This window comes from bacterium, from assembly GCA_020444325.1.
Lineage (GTDB): Bacteria > Bacteroidota > Ignavibacteria > SZUA-365 > SZUA-365 > BM516.
In genome coordinates, this window is the sequence record JAHLLD010000008.1 from 1 (window position 1) to 19,233 (window position 19,233).

Annotated in this window: 10 protein-coding genes; 6 read left to right on the plus strand and 4 right to left on the minus strand. The window is 55.4% G+C overall.

Annotated elements, in window-relative coordinates; all coding sequences use genetic code 11:
• The first annotated feature begins 554 nt into the window (after positions 1-554).
• A complete protein-coding gene (locus tag KQI65_11280) occupies positions 555-3,794 on the plus strand; it encodes a hypothetical protein (GenBank protein MCB2205323.1) in 3,240 nt (1,079 codons plus the stop codon).
• A gap of 395 nt (positions 3,795-4,189) precedes the next feature.
• Positions 4,190-7,363: a hypothetical protein gene (locus KQI65_11285; GenBank protein MCB2205324.1), complete on the plus strand. Its 3,174-nt coding sequence runs from the start codon at positions 4,190-4,192 to the stop codon at positions 7,361-7,363.
• A gap of 95 nt (positions 7,364-7,458) precedes the next feature.
• Here the strand turns inward: KQI65_11285 and KQI65_11290 are convergent, their stop codons facing one another.
• A complete protein-coding gene (locus KQI65_11290) occupies positions 7,459-9,447 on the minus strand; it encodes an oligopeptide transporter, OPT family (protein ID MCB2205325.1) in 1,989 nt (662 codons plus the stop codon).
• 335 nt (positions 9,448-9,782) lie between these two features.
• On the opposite strand from KQI65_11290, the gene KQI65_11295 reads away from it, so the two are divergent.
• The 4 genes from KQI65_11295 to KQI65_11310 all read left to right on the plus strand — a co-directional run bounded on the left by KQI65_11295 (position 9,783) and on the right by KQI65_11310 (position 16,767).
• A complete protein-coding gene (locus KQI65_11295) occupies positions 9,783-12,320 on the plus strand; it encodes a DUF3160 domain-containing protein (GenBank protein ID MCB2205326.1) in 2,538 nt (845 codons plus the stop codon).
• 116 nt (positions 12,321-12,436) lie between these two features.
• On the plus strand, positions 12,437-13,648 hold the full coding sequence (locus tag KQI65_11300; GenBank protein ID MCB2205327.1) for a HAMP domain-containing histidine kinase: 1,212 nt from the start codon (positions 12,437-12,439) through the stop codon (positions 13,646-13,648).
• Positions 13,611-14,192, plus strand: coding sequence for a hypothetical protein (locus tag KQI65_11305; GenBank protein MCB2205328.1), 582 nt, complete (start codon positions 13,611-13,613; stop codon positions 14,190-14,192). Before KQI65_11300 ends, KQI65_11305 begins: the two co-directional genes overlap by 38 nt.
• A gap of 175 nt (positions 14,193-14,367) precedes the next feature.
• Positions 14,368-16,767 (plus strand): Omp28-related outer membrane protein, encoded by a 2,400-nt coding sequence (locus KQI65_11310; GenBank protein ID MCB2205329.1) that lies wholly within the window; start codon positions 14,368-14,370, stop codon positions 16,765-16,767.
• A gap of 168 nt (positions 16,768-16,935) precedes the next feature.
• Here KQI65_11310 and KQI65_11315 read toward each other — a convergent pair whose 3' ends face one another.
• Genes KQI65_11315 through KQI65_11325 form a run of 3 tightly spaced genes read right to left on the minus strand, consistent with a single transcriptional unit; the run spans position 16,936 to position 19,121 of the window.
• Complete coding sequence (locus tag KQI65_11315) at positions 16,936-17,859, minus strand: ParB/RepB/Spo0J family partition protein (protein MCB2205330.1); 924 nt, start codon at positions 17,857-17,859, stop codon at positions 16,936-16,938.
• A gap of 8 nt (positions 17,860-17,867) precedes the next feature.
• Positions 17,868-18,746: an AAA family ATPase gene (locus KQI65_11320; protein ID MCB2205331.1), complete on the minus strand. Its 879-nt coding sequence runs from the start codon at positions 18,744-18,746 to the stop codon at positions 17,868-17,870.
• A 36-nt stretch (positions 18,747-18,782) separates the two neighbouring features.
• Positions 18,783-19,121: a divalent-cation tolerance protein CutA gene (locus KQI65_11325; protein MCB2205332.1), complete on the minus strand. Its 339-nt coding sequence runs from the start codon at positions 19,119-19,121 to the stop codon at positions 18,783-18,785.
• Positions 19,122-19,233: the final 112 nt, after the last annotated feature.

Genomic DNA, 19,233 nt, shown 5'->3' on the forward strand with positions numbered 1-19,233 from the left:
TCCTGGTTGCCTCATGGAAGCGAAACGCCCCTCATTGAGGGGCGTTTCGCTATATAAAGATGGAAATATGAAACGATGGAAAATGAAAGCATGGCTTAGACGCGCATGTTTCCATTTTTCAATTATTTCATTTTTCCATACTCAGCCAATCCCAGCTCACCCTGCCGACCAGGGATTGCTTCCCCATATATGGCAGAAGTCCGGGTACACTTCATGGGAAGCAATCCCCGCTCCTGGAAGGTTTGTAATCTGTAATCTGTAATCTGTGATCTGCCATCTGCGATCTGAAATCTGAAATCTGAAATCTATCCGCATTATGCAGACTATGCATAATCCCATGATTCTGCCGCCAATTTCGGCGATGTATGGGGCTGTGCGTATTCGGCACATCTGTGAAAATTAGGCCATTGACAGGGGGGATTGAACTGTGGATATTTGCCAGCAATAGTGTAAAAAAATGTCCGAGGCATTCCTGCAGTTTGGACAGTGTCCTGGTGCTGCAGCCAGTTGTTGCGGTCACATCCATTCAATTCACAGGTTCATGAGGTACATCCATGAGACATGTTACCCGATCCGCAGCCAGGCGGAGCTTTGTCGCTGCCCTGGTTGCCATCGTGCTTCTCGCACTTGGGACGCCGAGCGCGATCCATGCACAGGGAGCGTATTCATTAGCAACAGTTCCCACAGGGAACACATCGACATCGTCGAACTCCTTCATTTCCTTTGATATCACAGCGCATCAGGCAGTCCGTCTGTACCGCTTCTGGAATCTTTTTTCTGGAACGGGATCGACGCTGGTCGATATCTGGGCACATCCCAATGGCTACGTCAACCAGAACACGGGTTGGATTCACCTCGGCCGTACAACGGTGACAGTGACACAAACATCCACTCCCACCGAGATTCCCATCAATCTCGATTTCCTCATTCAGCCGAATGAGAAGTGGGGCTTTATTATTTCAAATCACACGATTTCGGTCAAGTACAACTCGAGCATCACACAGTCGAGCTTCACGGATTCGTACATGACCATTGACTGTGGCAGCCATTGCGCGGGTACAGGCACAGGCGATCCGACCACAGGAACCACCAGTTTTTCATTCAGCCTTTGTCCTCGTCAGATCAGCGGTATCGTGTATTATGATGAAGGCGCAACCGCTCCGAACGACGCAGGGATTTCCTCCATCGATTCACCACTGAACTTCTGCGCTGGTGTCCATGACGTGAGCGTGAGCATGCAGAACTTCGGTATCAACCAGATCACCTCCGCGACCATCAACTGGAAGCTCAACGGCGTGCCGCAGTCTCCGTACAGCTGGACGGGTTTGCTCGATACGCTCAATGCTGCATCACGTAAAACGTCCGTCACACTGGCGTCCATGAACTTTCTGCCGGGCATACCCTATACTATAGAAGCATGGACGAGCATGCCCAACGGGGTTGCAGATACGGTCAACAACAACGATACAACAATAGTCACACGGCAATCGGCGCTCTCGGGTACATTTACCATCGGAGGCAGTAATCCGGACTTCGCGGATTTCGATGCGGCACTTACGGTGCTGCATGACAACGGTCTGTGCGGTCCCGTCGTATTCAACGTGCGACCAGGGACCTACAATGAACAGGTTGCGATTGGTGGGGGACGAGGGACGGTAACCGGGACATCTTCGGTCAACACGGTGACCTTCCAGTCCGAAACCGGAAACCGTGCAGATGTAACGGTGAACTTCTACTCGCAGACCGGCAATCCCACCTTGTATATCAACAGTACGGACTGGCTGATCTTCCGAAACATGACCTTTACCGCCACCAATCCTTCCTACGCCATCGTGTTCTATTATCTGGGCGGATCGGACAACTGTACATTCGAGAATATCGATTTTATCAGTATGCCGGTTCTGACGACCTCCACGAATAACACGGTCATCTATTCTCCCAGCGGCTCGATTGACAACAACAACAGCTTCATCAACTGCAACATTGTCAACGGCAGCTACGGTATGTACATCTATGGAAGCGGTTCGACTGCAACCGAGGACAACACTCTTATTCAAAACTGCCGCTTCACCGGACAGTATTATCGTCCCGTCTACGCGTATTACCTGGGACAGACCAAATTCCTCGACAATACTGTCATCCAGGAAGCGAACAATACCTACACATACCACTACCCGGTCGCGTTCTATTACGGGTACAACTCGCAGATCGAGCGCAACACCATCATCTCGTACGGCGGTACATATTGCTACGGTGTGTATTTCTACTACGAGAATTACTACCAGAGTGGCAGCTCCCGCTTTGTCAACAACATGGTGACGCTGCTCGACTGTCCCCAGGTCTACTACGGTATGTATGCCTATAGGATGAGCAATACCCTGTTCGCCCACAACACGTTCTATACGAACACGCCGTACGCCAGCAGCTACCTGGTCTATGCACCGTATGCAGACGGAAGTGAGATCTACAACAACATCCTCTACCACGCTGGTGCCGGCTATTGCTGGTATGAAGTGGGAACGGGATATGTATCCGCCTCCGATTACAACCTGTGGTACTCGAATGGCAGCAGTCTGGCCTACTGGGGTGGGGCACGTGCAGACCTTGCAGCCTTGCAGGCCTACACCGGCATGGATGCTCATTCCATCACCAAATCCGTAACCTTCAAGGATGTGTATAACGGCGACCTGCATCTGGCGAGTCCTTCAGACGATGATACCGACATGTTCGGCCTGCTTCTTCCCTCGGTGACCGATGATATTGATCATGAAGCCCGCGTGCAGCCGTACAAGGGTGCAGATGAAGCCTGCTATATCACGCCCGGATCGGTGAACTACGATTTCGTTGACGCCAATGGCTATCCAGCGGCCTACGCGGAAGCGCCCGGAAGCATCGGATTGCATTATTCCGTTGCCTTCCCTGAGTTTGACGCCACGATCACCATGTCGGTCCGCTTCTACACCGTGCCTGGAGATCAGCTCGTCTATACCGCGACCTTGAACGCGCAGAAACAGTACGGCGTCACACTGGATGGCGTGCAGTACATCACACTGCCTTCCTCCCTGCAGCCCGGCACCTACAAGATCGAGGTGAACTTCTGGACGAAGAACAGCTGTGACGCGTACCGCAATTACATGCCGTATCCAAGCGCGTTGCTGGTCGTAGGTGAGGGACAGCAGCCCTGCGTCGTCTGGCCGGGTGATGTGAACAATGACGGCATCGTCAATTACACCGACCGTCGAGGACTGAACATGTACATTTACAATGCGAACCTGCGTACTACATGGCTCAGTGGTCCCGCCCGCTACCAGGCGGATTCCGAAACCAATCCCTTCACGTACCTCGAGTGGAAACCGCAGGCCGCGGCCCCGTGGTACACTCCCGAAGGATGTTACATGGATACCGATGGCAATGGTGTGGTCAACAACCTCGACTACATCGCCATGAAGCTGAACTGGGTGCAGACCACCCCATACTATACGGGCACGCCGAAAGCGGTCACCGCTGTAGCTGCCGGCTTCTCAATGGATCAGAACTACCCGAATCCATTCAATCCGACGACGATGATTCGCTTCGCCGTTCCCGAGCAATCGCATGTGCGCCTTGTGGTCACTGATGCGCTGGGACGCCAGGTGGCGGAGCTGGTCGACGGCAAGATCGAACAGGGTCTGCATGAAGTGCAGTTCGACGGTGCACAGCTCGCAAGCGGCACCTATATCGCGACCGTGACCATGACCGGCGTCGAGTCGGGCATGAGCTACACCAAGAATATCAAGATGGCGTTGAACAAATAGCACCATCCTGATTACCTCATGGAAGCGAAACGCCCCTCCTCGGAGGGGCGTTTCGTATAATCTGCAATCTGTAATCTGCGATCTGTATCCCCCCTCGTTCCGTCGCCGAAAATTTATTTCATCACCATCGTAACTTTTTATCCCTTACTGTGTCTTATGTTCGGCACCGTGACATTTGCTCTCATGAGCCACAAAGCAACTGTCTGACGGGGGCCGGAAGAGGGCGGGCTGATAGTGAGTATCACATACCGCAGGATTATCTGTCAAGGTTGGATAGAAGCGAGGCTTCGGCGCTCGTTGATATACTGTTGTTCCATCCAATATCTATGAGGTATGACATGCAAGTCTGTACGGGGGCGTCTCATGGGACGCGTACCACCATTTTATCATTGGCGATGGGGCTGATTTTGCTGTGCTCCGGCACGGCCACGGGATTGGCTCAGGGCGCATATTCGCTCGCAACATCGCCCACGGGTAGTACATCTACTTCCTCCGATTCGTTTATTTCATTCGACATTACTGCACATCAGGCGGTGCGTCTGTATCGGTTCTGGAATCTCTTTGCGGGTACGGGAACGACCACTGTGGATATCTGGGCGCGTCCAAACGGATTCGCGCAGGTGAATTCGGGATGGATTCATCTCGGCCGCAATACGGTTACGGTGACACAGACCTCCACTCCCACCGAAATCCCCATCAATCTCGATTTTCTTATCCAGGCGAATGAGAAATGGGGATTCATCATTTCTCATCATACGATTTCGGTGAAGTACCAGTCGAGTATAACACAGTCGAGCTACTCGGATTCTTACATGACGATCGACTGTGGAAATCACTGCGCGGGCACCGGCACCGGCGATCCCGCACTGGGCACGACCGCTTTCAATTTCAGCTTCTGTCCACGTCAGTACGCGGGCATCGTGTACTACGATGAGGGCGCGACCGCGCCGAATGACGCAGGAATCACCAGCATCGATTCGCCGCTCAATTTCTGTGCCGGGACGCACAATGTGGATGTAACGCTGCAGAATCTGGGAATCAACCAGATAACCTCGGCCACGATTAACTGGACGCTCAATGGCGTTCCGCAGACGCCGTACAACTGGACGGGTCTGCTCGATACACTGAACTCAGCAACCCGTAAGACCTCGGTCACCCTCGGCAGTCATCCCTTCCAGTCCGGTGTGCCGTATACCATTCAGGCATGGACGAGTATGCCAAACGGGGTTGCCGATACGGTGAACAATAACGATACCTGCACGGTAACACGGGAGGCCGCGCTCTCTGGCACCTTCACTATCGGGGGCGCTTCGCCGGACTACCCGGATTTCTCATCCGCTGTCGATGCACTGAACAATTACGGCCTGTGCGGACCCGTCGTCTTCAGGGTTCGGACCGGCACCTATAACGAACGATTTACGATGGGGGATATTGCGGGAAGCTCCGCTGTCAATACAGTGATTTTCGAGTCCGAGTCCGGAAACCGCGCTGATGTAGAATTGACATATACCAGCACCGGGACCGCCGACAACGGTATCATCGATCTGAATGGGGCGAGCTTCGTGACGTTCAGGAACATGACCGTCCGTGCGCAGGGCGGGAGTTATGCGCAGGCCCTCGTCATCCAGGGGACGTCAACCGACAACACATTCGAGGGCTGCGATCTTCTTGCACCTGTCGTTGGAACGACATCCACCAACGTCGCTGTCGTGTACTCTCCCTCCGGTTCCCTCAACCATCGCCACACATTCGATGACTGCGCCATTCGTGGTGGGTCGTATGGAATGTACCTGTACGGCAGTGGCACGACGTCAACGGAGGACGGACTGGTAGTCCGTGGCTGTGAATTCACGGATCAGTATTACACAGCGTATCGCGGATATTATTGCGGGGAAGTCACGTTCGTTGATAACTACGTGCATATCAACTCCTCGTACTCGAGTAAATACCTCGCGCAGTTCTACTACGGATACAACACCTCCATCGAGCGGAATACCTTCATCTCGGAGGGTGGTACGTACGGCTATGGACTGTACATCTACTATGACGGATACTACCAGACTGGCAGTTCGCGTTTCGTGAACAACATGGTCAGCGTCTTGAATACCACATCGACCACGTACGGTGTTCGTCCTTACAACGACTACGATATGTTTTTCGCGCACAATACCATTCATGTCAACAGCAGCTACGCGACCGCGTATGCCGTTTACACCTACAACGGGTCGAACAGCACTTATCTGAATAACATCATGTACAACACCGGTGCGGGACGCACATGGTACGTCAATGATCCGGGTGCGATTACGGAGTCTGATTACAATGTGCTGTACACGAATGGCAGTACGTTCGCGTACTGGTCGGGTGATCAGCCCGACTTCGCGTCGCTGCAGGCTGCCTCAGGAATGGATGCAAACTCGATATCAAAAACCATCACTTTCACGGATCTGATTTCCGGTGACCTGCACCTCGCGGCGCCGTCAGACGACGACTCCGACCTCTTTGGCACTCTGCTGTCTGCGGTGACAGAAGACATCGATCATGAAGCACGCGTGCAGCCCTACATCGGTGCTGATGAAGCATGCTATATCACCCCTGGTACGGTGAATTATGATTTCGTCGACGCATCAGGTTTCCCAGCAGCATTCGCGCAGGCACCGGGCAGCATCGGACTTCACTACTCCGTCGCCTTCCCGGAATTCGACGCAACGATTACCATGACGGTGAGCTTCTATACCGTGCCAGGAGATCAGCTCGCGTATACCACGACGGTAAACGCACAGAAACAGTACGGGATGACGCTGGACGGTGTACAGTACATCACGCTCCCTTCATCACTCCAGCCGGGCACTTACAAGATCGAGGTGAACTTCTGGACGAAGAACAGCTGCGACGCGTATCGGGATTACATGCCGTATCCAAGTGCGTTGCTGGTCGTAGGTGAGGGACAGCAGCCCTGCGTGGTGTGGCCGGGAGATGTGAACAATGACGGCATCGTAAACTATGCTGACCGTCGAGCATTGAACCTTTATATCTACAATGCCAACCTTCGCACGAGCTGGCTGAACGGTCCTGCCCGCTATCAGGCTGATGCGGAAACCAATCCCTTCACCTACCTCGAGTGGGAGCCACAGGCCGCAGCGCCATGGTTCACACCCGAAGGATGCTACATGGATACTGACGGTAATGGCGTTGTCAACAACATGGATTACATCGCCATGAAGCTGAACTGGGCGCAGACGACGCCGACCTATCCAGGGACGCCGAAATCCGGAGCCCCGGTTGCTGCCGGCTTCTCAATGGACCAGAATTACCCGAACCCCTTCAATCCGACGACAATGATTCGTTTCGCCGTTCCCGAGCAATCGCATGTGCGCCTTGTGGTCACTGATGCGCTGGGACGCCAGGTGGCGGAGCTGGTCGACGGCAAGATCGAACAGGGTCTGCATGAAGTGCAGTTCGACGGTGCACAGCTCGCAAGCGGCACCTATATCGCGACCGTGACCATGACCGGCGTCGAGTCGGGCATGAGCTACACCAAGAATATCAAGATGGCGTTGAACAAATAGCACCATCCTGATTACCTCATGGAAGCGAAACGCCCCTCCTCGGAGGGGCGTTTCGTATAATCTGCCATCTGTCATCTGCCATCTGATATCTGCAATTAATCCTCCTTGACCTTGGCGCGCATGCTGTCCCAGTACAGGTAGGCCGCGATGGCTGCAAAGGCGCCGATGGCGAGGAATTCCGCACCATCGCTCTCCGCCCAGACCCAGCCGAATTCGTGGTAGTTGATACCGAAGAATTTGAGGCCTGCACTGACCACGCCCATGATGGCGCCGCCGGCAATGAGTCCTGACGCGATCAGCGTGCCACGTTCGCGGCGCGCATTGTTCAGCTTTTCGTCCTTCGAGCGCGTGGAGACAAAATGCGCGATGATACCGCCGGCAAGAACCGGGGTATTCAGCTCGAGCGGCAGGTACATGCCAAGTGCGAAAGCAAGCGGCGGGATGTGAATGGATTCCAGTGTCAGCGCAAAGAGGGCGCCGGCAATATAGAGAACCCAGGGTGCGGGCTGATTGGACATGAGCGGTTTGATGACGGCCGCCATGGCATTCGCCTGCGGTGCGGGCAGTGCGTTTTCGCCAGTAAATCCGTACGTCGCATTGAGAAGGATGATCACACCACCCACCGAGGCCGCTGCGAGCAGTGTGCCGAGGAATTTCCATCGCTCCTGATGTTTGGGCGTATTACCCAGCCAGTAGCCAATTTTCAAATCCGTGATGAAGCCGCCCGCCATGGAGAGCGCCGTACAGACCACGCCGCCAATGATGAGAGCGGAGACCATTCCGGTGGGACCCGTGAGTCCGACCTGCACCAGGATGAACGACGAGACGATGAGCGTCATCAGTGTCATGCCGGAAACGGGGTTCGATCCGACGATGGCGATGGCGCGTGCGGCCACGGTGGTGAAGAGGAAAGCGATAATGGCAACGATGAGCAACCCGGTCAGCGCCTGACCGAAGTTTCCGGTCACGCCCTGCCAGAAAAAGACGAAAACGCTGAGAAGCACGACGACGATGAGGGAAACTATGGTCCCCATGGGAATGTCGGTGTCGGTGCGCTCAGCGGATTCCGCGTCGGATCCATGTTTCTTTCCGAAGATCTCGGAGGCGGCAAGTTTGAAAGCACCGCCGATAATTTTGCTGCTCTTGACGATGCCGATGATTCCGGCCATGGCGATTCCGCCGATGCCGAGATGACGGACGTAATGGAAGTAAATCGTGTAGGCGTCCATATCACTGATCAGCTGGGTGACACCCGTGCCGATCGGGACGGTGAGGGCTTGTCCGACATACGCGATAAGAGGCACGAGGACGAACCATGACAGGAAAGAGCCCGCTGCGATAATGGCGGCGTACTTGAGGCCGATGATATATCCGAGTCCCGTCACCGCCGCGAGGATGTTCATGCGGAATTCAATGCGCATATGTTCCGCGACATAATCGAGTCCGGGCAGAACCCTGGTGGAGAATGTTTCTTTCCAGAAGCCGAAGGTCGTAACCATGAAGTCATAGAATCCACCGACCGCGGATGCGAGCAGCAGTGTCTTCGCCTGATTGCCGCCGCTCTCGCCCGCGACCAGCACTTCTGTCGTTGCGGTCGCTTCGGGGAAGGGAAGCTGTCCGTGCATATCCTTGACGAAATACCGGCGGAAAGGAATCAGGTACACAATCCCCAGGAAGCCGCCGAACATGGAGGCAAGGAAGACATGCCAGAAATTCGCGGGGAGTTCGAGAATGTACAGTGCGGGAATGGTGAAAATGGCACCCGCAACCACGACACCACTTGCAGCACCGATGGATTGGATGATCACATTTTCCGACAGCGCGTTTTTGCGCTTTGTTGCAGTGGAAATACCGACAGCGATAATCGCAATCGGAATGGCGGCTTCAAACACCTGGCCGATTTTCAGTCCCAGGTACGCCGCGGCAGCAGAAAACAGCACCGAGAAAAAGAGTCCCCAGCCTACTGAGTACGGCGTAATTTCCCGCGGCGTAACCGTTGTCGGCACCACGGGCACATACTTCTCACCCGCCTCCAGCGGTGTGTATGCATTCTTTGGCAATTGTCGTGTGGTCGGTTGTTCCATACACTCTCCTGAACTGAATTGCTTGGCGGTGGGGGCGGGATCAGGTCCCAGATCGGAAAAAACTACTGAAATCTCCGCGATACCGCAAGAGCGCGAAGCAGACGCTCCGCGTCGCTTCGCGCGGCATTTCGTTCCGCGCTGCGGAACGAGGTCTTTGCCCCGGTGCCCGGAGCAGCTGTTTCGGCTCCGCTCCGCGCCCCTGTCCGCCGAAGCTTGAGCGGAGCGAAAGCGAAGGTGGAAGCAGAGCAACCCCGTAACCTTCTGCATACTCGCGTGTCTAGCATATAGTCAGACAATTGCATAGATTTCACTGTTCTTCACCAATGGAGTTTCCCATGCGAAAAATGCGACAGGTTGCTGTGGCTTTCTTCCTGTTCTGCATGGTTTGTGGTATGCAGGCCGGAGCGCAGTCACAGTTTGATATCGATTCGTACCGGACGTTTCTTGCGCAGCATCAGGATATGGAGGGCAGTGCGCTGCTCAGTGAATATCCCGCCCCTCTGCTGAAAAAGAATGTCAGTGCTCCTGCGCTGCAGGCAGCATGGCTCGACAGCATCACCATCAAATACGCGTTGACACAGGACGAAACGGATCTGCTCGCCGAAAACGGGTTTATGGTCACTGAACGTCTCACGGCGGAAACCTTCCAGGATGCCTACAGCGAGATCTGGCACAATGATCTTCCCGTGGCGGTGACAACAGACGCCATTCTCCATGCGGTGCACATGTCGTATGACAACATCCTCAAGGAAACAGAGCGCTCCTGGATCATTCCCGCCTTGAAAGAGCTTCTTACAGGGATGTACGCTTCCATGGAGGAGCTCGACGCGCGCTACGGCAGCACGACGGGCATGCGGGATATGCTTCGCGATGTGGATGTTTATACCGCCGTCGCCTGGAAGCTGCTCACCGAAGAAACCCGCTGTTATTTTACGTCCTCCGTGCCGGTCGTCAATGATATTCTCATGAAAATCGATGCTGAACAGCCCACGGGTATTGCGCTGTTCAGTTCCACGCCCCGGCTCTATGATTTCAGCCAGTTCACGGTACGCGGACACTACACGGATTCTGAAGAACTCGGCCGGTATTTCCGGGCGATGATCTGGATCGGACGCACCGAGCTGATGCTCACAAAACCGGTGCAGCATGATATGCCGCAGCAGACGGACGAGGACATTCAGCGGCAGATTATCGATGCCTATCTCATCTCCGAGGCGTTGAATATTGAAGGAAAGCGCGATGTGCTGCAGGAGATCGATGCGTTGCTTGAACTGCTTGTCGGCGAAAGTGACAACGTGCGCGCCTCGCACCTGGATATGCTTGCGGCGGATCTCGGCATCACCGCGCCCACGCAGCTCCTGGACATGAAGGAAGTGACGCGTTTCCAGGAGGCGCTCAAAAACACGAGCTTCGCCGAACAGCGCATCAATTCCCAGATACTGTATTCCGATCCCACGAATCCTGAACAGCTGAAACCACCCTCGGCCTTCCTGATGCTGGGACAGCGCTTCATCATCGATTCCTACGTCTTCAGTAACGTGGTCTATGACAAGATTATCCATAAAGGCGAAAAAGTGCGGCGCATGCTGCCTTCTTCCATGGATGCGCTGTTCGCGCTTGGAAACGATGCCGCGGCGCAGTTCCTGCAGGACGATTTCTCCCGCTATCCTTACGCGGCGAATCTGGCCGCGCTGCGATATCTCATCGATTCGTATGATGAGGACTTCTGGTCGGCTTCGCTTTACAACAGCTGGCTGCAAGGGATCCGCGCCCTGAATATCCCGGACGAAACGGAAGGATTGCCGGAGTTCATGCAGACTGCTGCCTGGTGGCAGCAGAAAATGAATACCCAGCTCGCTTCATGGGCGCAGCTGCGGCATGACAACCTTCTGTATGCCAAGCAGTCGTACACCGGTGGCATCTCCTGTTCCTACCCCGAGGGCTATGTCGAACCGTTCCCCGAATTCTACGAGCGTCTGAGTGGCTTCGCGCATCGGGCCGGCGGGATATACGAAGATCGCATGCCGCATATCGCCGCGTTCTTCACGCAGATGGCGAAAAGTATGGATACCCTCGGCACCATTGCCGAACGGGAACTGCGGAACGAGCCTCTCAGCGCCAGGGAGGAAATGTTCATCCGACGCATGCTCTATGACCAGTATATCTGCGGACTCGACTTCGACGGCTGGTACGCACGGCTGTTTTATCCTGTCGAAGCTGTGGTCGAGGACTATGTCGTCGCGGATGTGCACACGGCACCCACCGATGCCGCCGGAGCCCCGGTCGGCTGGGTGTATCATGTGGGAACCGGACGCATTAATCTCGGCGTCATCATCGCACCGGATCCTGCCGGCGGACAGATTGCCTACATGGCGCCCATGCTGAGTTTCCATGAACATGTGACCACGAATTTCGACAGGCTGACGGACGAGCGCTGGAAGGACATGCTGGAGAAAGATGGCTTTGCCCGACCGGAGTGGACGAACAACTGGCTCGCCGATGCGAGCGGTGCGCGCCATCTGCCGGGTCCGTCACTCATGACCGGACTCACCTCCGTCGAATCTCATCCCGCCACACAGCCGGAGGTCTTTTCCATAGATGCAGCGTATCCAACACCATTCCGCGCAGCGGAAGGAGCGGTCGTTGCATTCCGGGTTCGCGACATGATTGCGGGCTCACTGCGCCTCGCCGTGTATGACATGCAGGGACGACAGGTGTGCACACTGCTTGAGCAGCAGTGTCCCCCTGGCAGCTACATGACTGCATGGGATGGCAGGGACGGCGCGGGAAGATTGTTGCCAGCCGGCAGTTATGTCGCGGTGCTCTCCTCTGCAACCCAGCAGGTTAGCACTCCGTTGCTCCTCCTGCACTGATCGCATCTACGCCTGGAATTTGAAGGACTGCGGATTTTCCGTGGTCCTTTTTTTATTGTTGATTTATCGGACAGGTGGGATTATGTTGCCAGTATCCATAATTGCCCGGGAATCCGATGTCCTCAACCGAAACGCATTTTGCATCTCCACAGACGAAGTCGGAATCAGAGCTTGAAATGCAGCGCGAACGCCTGATGGCGCTTCCTCACCTTTCTCATCTGCTTGAAGCTTTTCCGACGCCCGCGGTCATCCTCAATGACACGAGGCAGATCGTCCTGCACAACAACGCGTTCGCCGCCGCCATGCCCAGCGGTGACTACGATTTGCTGCTCGGTTTGCGTGTGGGACAGGCCATAGGATGTTCCTATGAAAAGGATACTCCTTCAGGCTGTGGTACGGGAAAACACTGTCGTATGTGCGGTGCGGTACTGGCCATGCTCGAGGCAGGAAAAGGGACCAGAAGCGTGCAGGAATGCCGGATCTCCGTCGAGGACCACCTCGGAGGCGGCGCGCTGGACTTTCGCGTGCTCGGGGTACCTATCGATGTCAACGGCGAGGAACTGACGATACTCTCCCTTGTGGATATCAGTGATGAAAAGCGTCGACGGGTGCTGGAGCGCATTTTCTTTCATGATCTGCTCAATACAGCAAGCGGGCTGCAGAATCTGACCGATCTGCTCCGCATTGTGCCGAGCGAGGAAAGGGATGAGCTTCTCGAAGATCTGCAGGGGGTATCGGGACAGCTGATCAATGAAATCGAAACGCAGCGCGACCTCCTGGCCGCTGAAGGGGAGGAATTGCGTGTTGTGCCACGCCGCACGACGACGGATGATATGGTTTCACACGTCCACGCGCTGTACCGCTTTCATCACCTGGCACAGGACAGGCATTTCAAAACCATCAACAAGGCAGCGGGAGTGGAATTCACGACAGACCCGACCCTGCTCGCGCGTGCGGTGGGGAACCTGGTCAAGAATGCCTTTGAGGCCTCGCAGCGGGGACAGACGGTCACCATAACCTGTGAACGTGAGGATGAGGACACATTGTGTTTCCTGGTGCACAACGAGACAGTGATGTCGGAGACCGTGCGGCTTCACATGTTCGAGCGTTCGTTTTCCACCAAGGGTCCGGGCCGTGGCATCGGCACATACAGTGCGCGCCTCCTGATTGAGCGATTTCTCGGCGGAAGTATTATGTTTACGAGTATGGAGGAAACAGGAACCTGTTTCACCGTACGAATACCGCGGGAATACAATCCCGCGGAGACTGCAACGAACGACGAGGAGCGCGATGAGATCGGCAACAGAAATTCAGGAGGAACTGCGTGAGCAGCAGGGTGGCGTACTGACGCTCAGTGACGAAGAAATCAACGCGATGTCCACAAAGGATATGCAGGCGCTGCAGACCGAGTTTGGTGCCACGGTGCTCATGACACTGCCGCCGCAGGAACGAAACTTCATGCAATGGCTGAAGGAAGCGGATCCGGGGGTGTACGATGATCTCTGGGAGGGTGACGAGCAGCTGCTCGTATCACTCTCTTTCCTGCAGGATTTTCGGAACGGGGGACCGGGCTTTCTGATCTGCGAGCTCGAAGAACACGACAATTACTTCTTTACTGCGAAGCACATCAAGAAAGAAGGGAGTGCTGCGCTGGAAGACATTCTTCAGAAGGCGGGACAGGGAAAGGATCTCGCCGTGGAAGAAGCGCTCATGTTTGAAATTGTACGTACGCCAACCGATATCTGGCATTTCTGCCATCGCTTTGATATTCCGGTGAAAAGGGGGAAATCCGCGGTGCGAGCCCTGGTCGCCCATGACTGGATCGTTCATCTCCCGAAGCGCGAAGATTTGCTTCCATATATAGAAGAGTAGGGGAGTCGCCGAAACGAGCTGGATTTGATATTTCGGGATCCTATAAGGGTCTTGAAAGTAAAGCTCATAAATACTATGTTTTGGTGTTGAAAAGTTTTTCACCTCGACCTGAAAACCCCTCCAACAGGAAATTCTTGCTTCCTACATTCCACAGCTCATCATCAGGAGATCTCGTATGAAGAAAACTGTGACTCTGTCATTTGTGCTCATGGTCGCTCTCTGTACCATGGCGTTTGCCAAGGGCGGGAACGAAGACAGCAGTGGTCCGTTCATCACCAAGGCCAGCGCCTCCATGCTGAAAGCGGCACCGGCGGATATCGCCGGGCAGTGGGCTCCGCTCACTCCGATGCCCAAAGGACTTGGATACAACACCGCTGCATTTTACGACGGTGCTTTATATAATTTCTCGGGCCTGAACGCTACGGACGGTCCCGTAACCCTGTGTTACAAGATGGATCTGACCGCCGGGAGCTGGGAGCAGATCGCTTCCCTTCCGGAACCGCGCCTCCTCGCGATGTCGCACACCGTTGGTGACAAAATCTATGTGATCGGTGGCTACAGCACCGCACAGCCTTTCACCACGCATGGCGCCGTGCTCGAGTATGACCCCGCAACTGATCAGTTTACCGAAAAATCCTCCATGCCCCTGCCTGTTTACGCAGGTGGTTCTTTCGTCCGTGACGGAAAGATCTGGGTACTCGGTGGTGGCACGACAAGTTTCGCGCTGCAGACCGGCGTGATTCAGATTTACGACCCCGCGACCGACAGCTGGGAGCTTTCCAACAGCATGCTTCCGCAGTCTCTGCGCTCCTTCCAGGCCGTGTGCATCAACGATGTGATCTACTTCGTCGGTGGCTATCGCGTCGAGAACAGCCAGGGTATTTACTACGCAAATGTGTACAAGGGCGAAATTACCGACACCGATGTTTCCTGGACGAAGCTCACCGACTTTGCTGCCGGCGGCATCATGCGTCAGTCCATGGGCACCGACGGTACGAAAATGTATCTGACCGGTGGATTCACCCAGATCAGCCAGACCCAGGGCGTCGTCCCGAATCAGACCTATTCCTTCGACCCCTCGACCGAAACCTGGGCCAACGAAGCGATGAAGATCACGGGTACGCTCTATGCCTCCCGCATGCTGTATGACGGCAGCGGCAAGTTCTATGTTGTCGGCGGCCAGTCAGCAACCGAATACACCGACGCTGTTGAGGTATTCGATGCCAACGCCGAATCGACCCCGATCCTCATCATGAATGAGACGGAAAAATCACTCTGGGTCAAGAAAGCGAACACCTACGGCCTCACCTTCCCCCTCGGCAATGTGGGCGGCGCGCCCCTGCAGTGGGAAGGCGAAGTTGAAGCTTCCGCATCCTGGCTCACGCTTGACGCCGCAACTTCCGGACTCGTGGAGCCCGGCATGCAGACGAAGATCAGCCTCGAAATCGATCCGACCAGTCTCGCCGAAGGCGAGTACACCGGTGTTGTGACGCTGACCACCAACGACCCGCAGAGTGAAACCGTGACCTACACCGTGACGATCAACGTGCAGGAAGCGGATGTTGACGAAGATCTGACCGTGCTCGTCGAGCAGTACACCGGTACCTGGTGCCAGTACTGTCCCTTTGGTGCCGATTCCCTGAACGCCGTTGCACAGCGCTACGGTGACCGCATGGTGCGCATGGCATGGCACGACAGCGATCCCATGGAAATCACGGAATGGGATGACATGAACTCCTTCATCGGTGTTTCCGGTTTCCCCACTGCGTCGATCAATCGCGTCCAGTGGGAAGGTGAAAGCGGCATCCCCATCAGCCGCGGCGACTGGGGCAACAGCGTTGCCTTCCTGCTTAACAATATGCGCTCGCCCGTCAACCTGACGCTTAGCGACAAGGATTATGACGAGACGACGAAGACCTATTCCTTCACGGCGAAGACGTTCTTCCATCAGGGCATGACCGGAGACATCCGTATCAGCGCCGTGGTGACCGAAGACGACTTCGATTATGCGCAGAAGAAGTGGACCTCCAATGGTGTGATCACCATCAGTCCGTACATCCACACCGATGTCGTGATGGGCATCTATCCGGACATCTACGGCTATCGCATGGGTACCACCAGCGAATTCGCCACGCAGTCCGAATACACCCAGGAATTCTCCTTTACTTCCCCGCATGTGAAATCCGACAAGGCCTGGATCTCCATCTTCGTGCACAAGATCAACAGCACGGGACCAGGACAGGTCTATCAGGCGTACCAGGAGCCCCTCATGCAGGGTATCACCCTGGATGTTGAAGAGAGTCCGGCACCGGGCAGCTTTGCACTGCACCAGAACTATCCGAACCCCTTCAATCCGACAACCACGATTTCCTTTGACGTGCCGCAGCGCGCGCACGTGGTGCTCACCCTCCACGACGCCCTCGGCCGCAACATCGGTACCGTTACGGACGAAACCTACGAAGCCGGCACGCACAACATCGGCTTCGACGCTTCCGAACTCACCTCCGGTACCTACTACCTGACCATGGTCTCCGGCGACGTCGTCAAGACAAGCAGCATGACGCTGGTCAAGTAAGCGCACTCGCGCTGACGCGCTTGCGCGCAGTTATTACGAATCCCCTTCCCGCTGCAGCGAGAAGGGGATTCGTGTTTTTTTCGCAGTCGCGAAGTCCTTGCCCCTCCGGGGCGTTCTCAATATCAAGTGATTACAGAACGCGAATCCCCGATGAAATCGGGAACGAGCTTACTTCAGGAGCAGCTCGAGGATGCGCTCGAGGTCGTCTTCGTTGTAGAATTCGAAAGCGATGCTGCCTTTGCCATCCTTGCCGACGGTGATATTGACACGGGTGCCGTAGATGGGTCGCAGTTTGTGGCTGAGTTCTTCGAGGTGGGGGGTGGTTTTGGCGCCGGACTTGCGCTTTGGCTGTGGCGTGGGCGGAGTGGGTTTGCGGTATATGCTGTTTACCAGTTCTTCGACCTTGCGTACCGAGAGGTTGTCACGGACGATGCGCTGCCACATGCGCAGTTGCGCGGTTTCATCCGGCAGATTGATCAGCGCGCGCGCGTGTCCCATGCTGATCTCATTTTTCTGCAGGCTGGACAGCACTTTCCTCGGGAGCTTCAGGAGGCGAATGAAATTCAGGATGGTGCTGCGGTCCTTACCCACACGCTGCCCGATGTCCTCCGCCGAATGGCCGTATTCCTCGACCAGCTGCTGGTAGGAAGTGGCGATCTCGACGGGATTGAGCGTTTTGCGCTGGATGTTCTCGATCAGCGCCAGTTCGATCATTTCTTCCGCGGTCTCTACCTGGCGGATATAGGCGGGGATATGCTCAATGCCGGCTTCCCGGCAGGCACGCACGCGGCGCTCACCACTGATGAGCTGGAATTTCCCTTCCCAGCGGCGCACGGTGACGGGCTGGACGAGGCCGTTCTGCTTGATGGACTGCGCGAGTTCGCGAATTGCCTGGGCTTCGAATTCGATACGGGGCTGATAGGGGTTGGGCTCGATGAGTGCGACTTCGATATGCGCAAGTACCTCGGTGGAGACGCCGTCATCTTTCGTCTCCGCGCTGGGTTCCACACTGACGGGTTCCTCAACCGCGGGACGGTTGGACGGGATCAGGGCGCCGAGTCCCTTGCCAAGTACGTTTTTCGATTTACCCAAGGCGTCCTCTATCCGTTATCGTGCTGGGGTGGAGTCGAATCATCCTCGCCATCCTGCATCTGCTTGGAATGGCTTTCGGCGCCTGTGTCATTTGCGGCCGTGCCGTCTTTCTGTGCGCGCAGGGCTTCTTTCCCGTGGGCGATTTCCTGTGCCAGATCGATATAGTTCTGCGTTCCGACGGAAAGTGCATCATACAGGATGACCGGTTTACCGAAGCTCGGTGCCTCGCTCAGGCGCACGTTCCGGCTGATGATGGTATCGAAGACCTTCTCCCCGAAATAGTTGCGCACTTCCTCGGCAACCTGCTTTGAGAGGCGCAGGCGCGTATCGAACATGGTCAACAGCACGCCCTCGATATCGAGCCCGGCATTCAGATGCTGACGCACGATGTTGATGGTGTTGAGCAGCTTACCGAGTCCTTCAAGCGCATAGTATTCACACTGCACCGGAATGAGTACGGAATCCGCCGCAGTGAGAGAGTTCAACGTCAGCAGTCCCAGCGACGGGGGACAGTCGATGACGACGTATTCGTATTTCTCACGCACTTCCGCCAGCATGTGCTTGAGCACATGCTCGCGCTGCTGCTGGTCGATCAGCTCGATTTCCGCACCGACGAGGTTGATGTGCGAGGGAATGATATCGAGAAACGGCAGCAGGGTGGACTGCACTCCGCTCGAGGCGGGTGTGCGGTCGATCAGCACTTCATAGATGCTGACCGGAGCCTCGTTGACATCGATGCCGACACCGCTCGAGGCGTTCGCCTGGGGATCGATGTCGATGAGCAGGGTCTTGAATTCGGCAACGGCAAGGCTTGCGGCGAGATTGACCGAGGTCGTGGTTTTCCCGACGCCGCCTTTCTGATTTGCTACGGCAATAATTTTTGACATATACGTGTGTTCAGGGTCTCCGGGCGGGCGTTCCCGTCATGCATGCCCGTTAAGTGATTGATCAATCCATGCGAGATAGGGAGCGGATCCCTCCGTCACCGGGAGCATGATGATTTCCGGGACGTCATACTCGTGCATGGTACGCACGCGCTGTTCGATTTCTGCAAAACGCGCACGCTTCGTCTTGATGACGAGAAGCTGTTCATCGTCCTCCTCCACGGCATCCTTCCAGCGATAAATGGAGCGGATGCCGGGGACGATATTGCAGCAGGCGGCAAGCTTTTCCTCAACGAGAACGCGGGCGATACGCTCAGCCTGCGTTTCGGATCCCGTCGTGACAAGAATGACGGCATATTGTTCGTCAGCTTCCACCATAGTATACAAAACTAGGTGCGCGGGAGGTGAGAAGCAATGCTCTTGCTTTTTCCCCAGTATTGGGATAAGTTTTTTTCAGATTTGACGTGAATTTTTGTTGACGACTGGATAG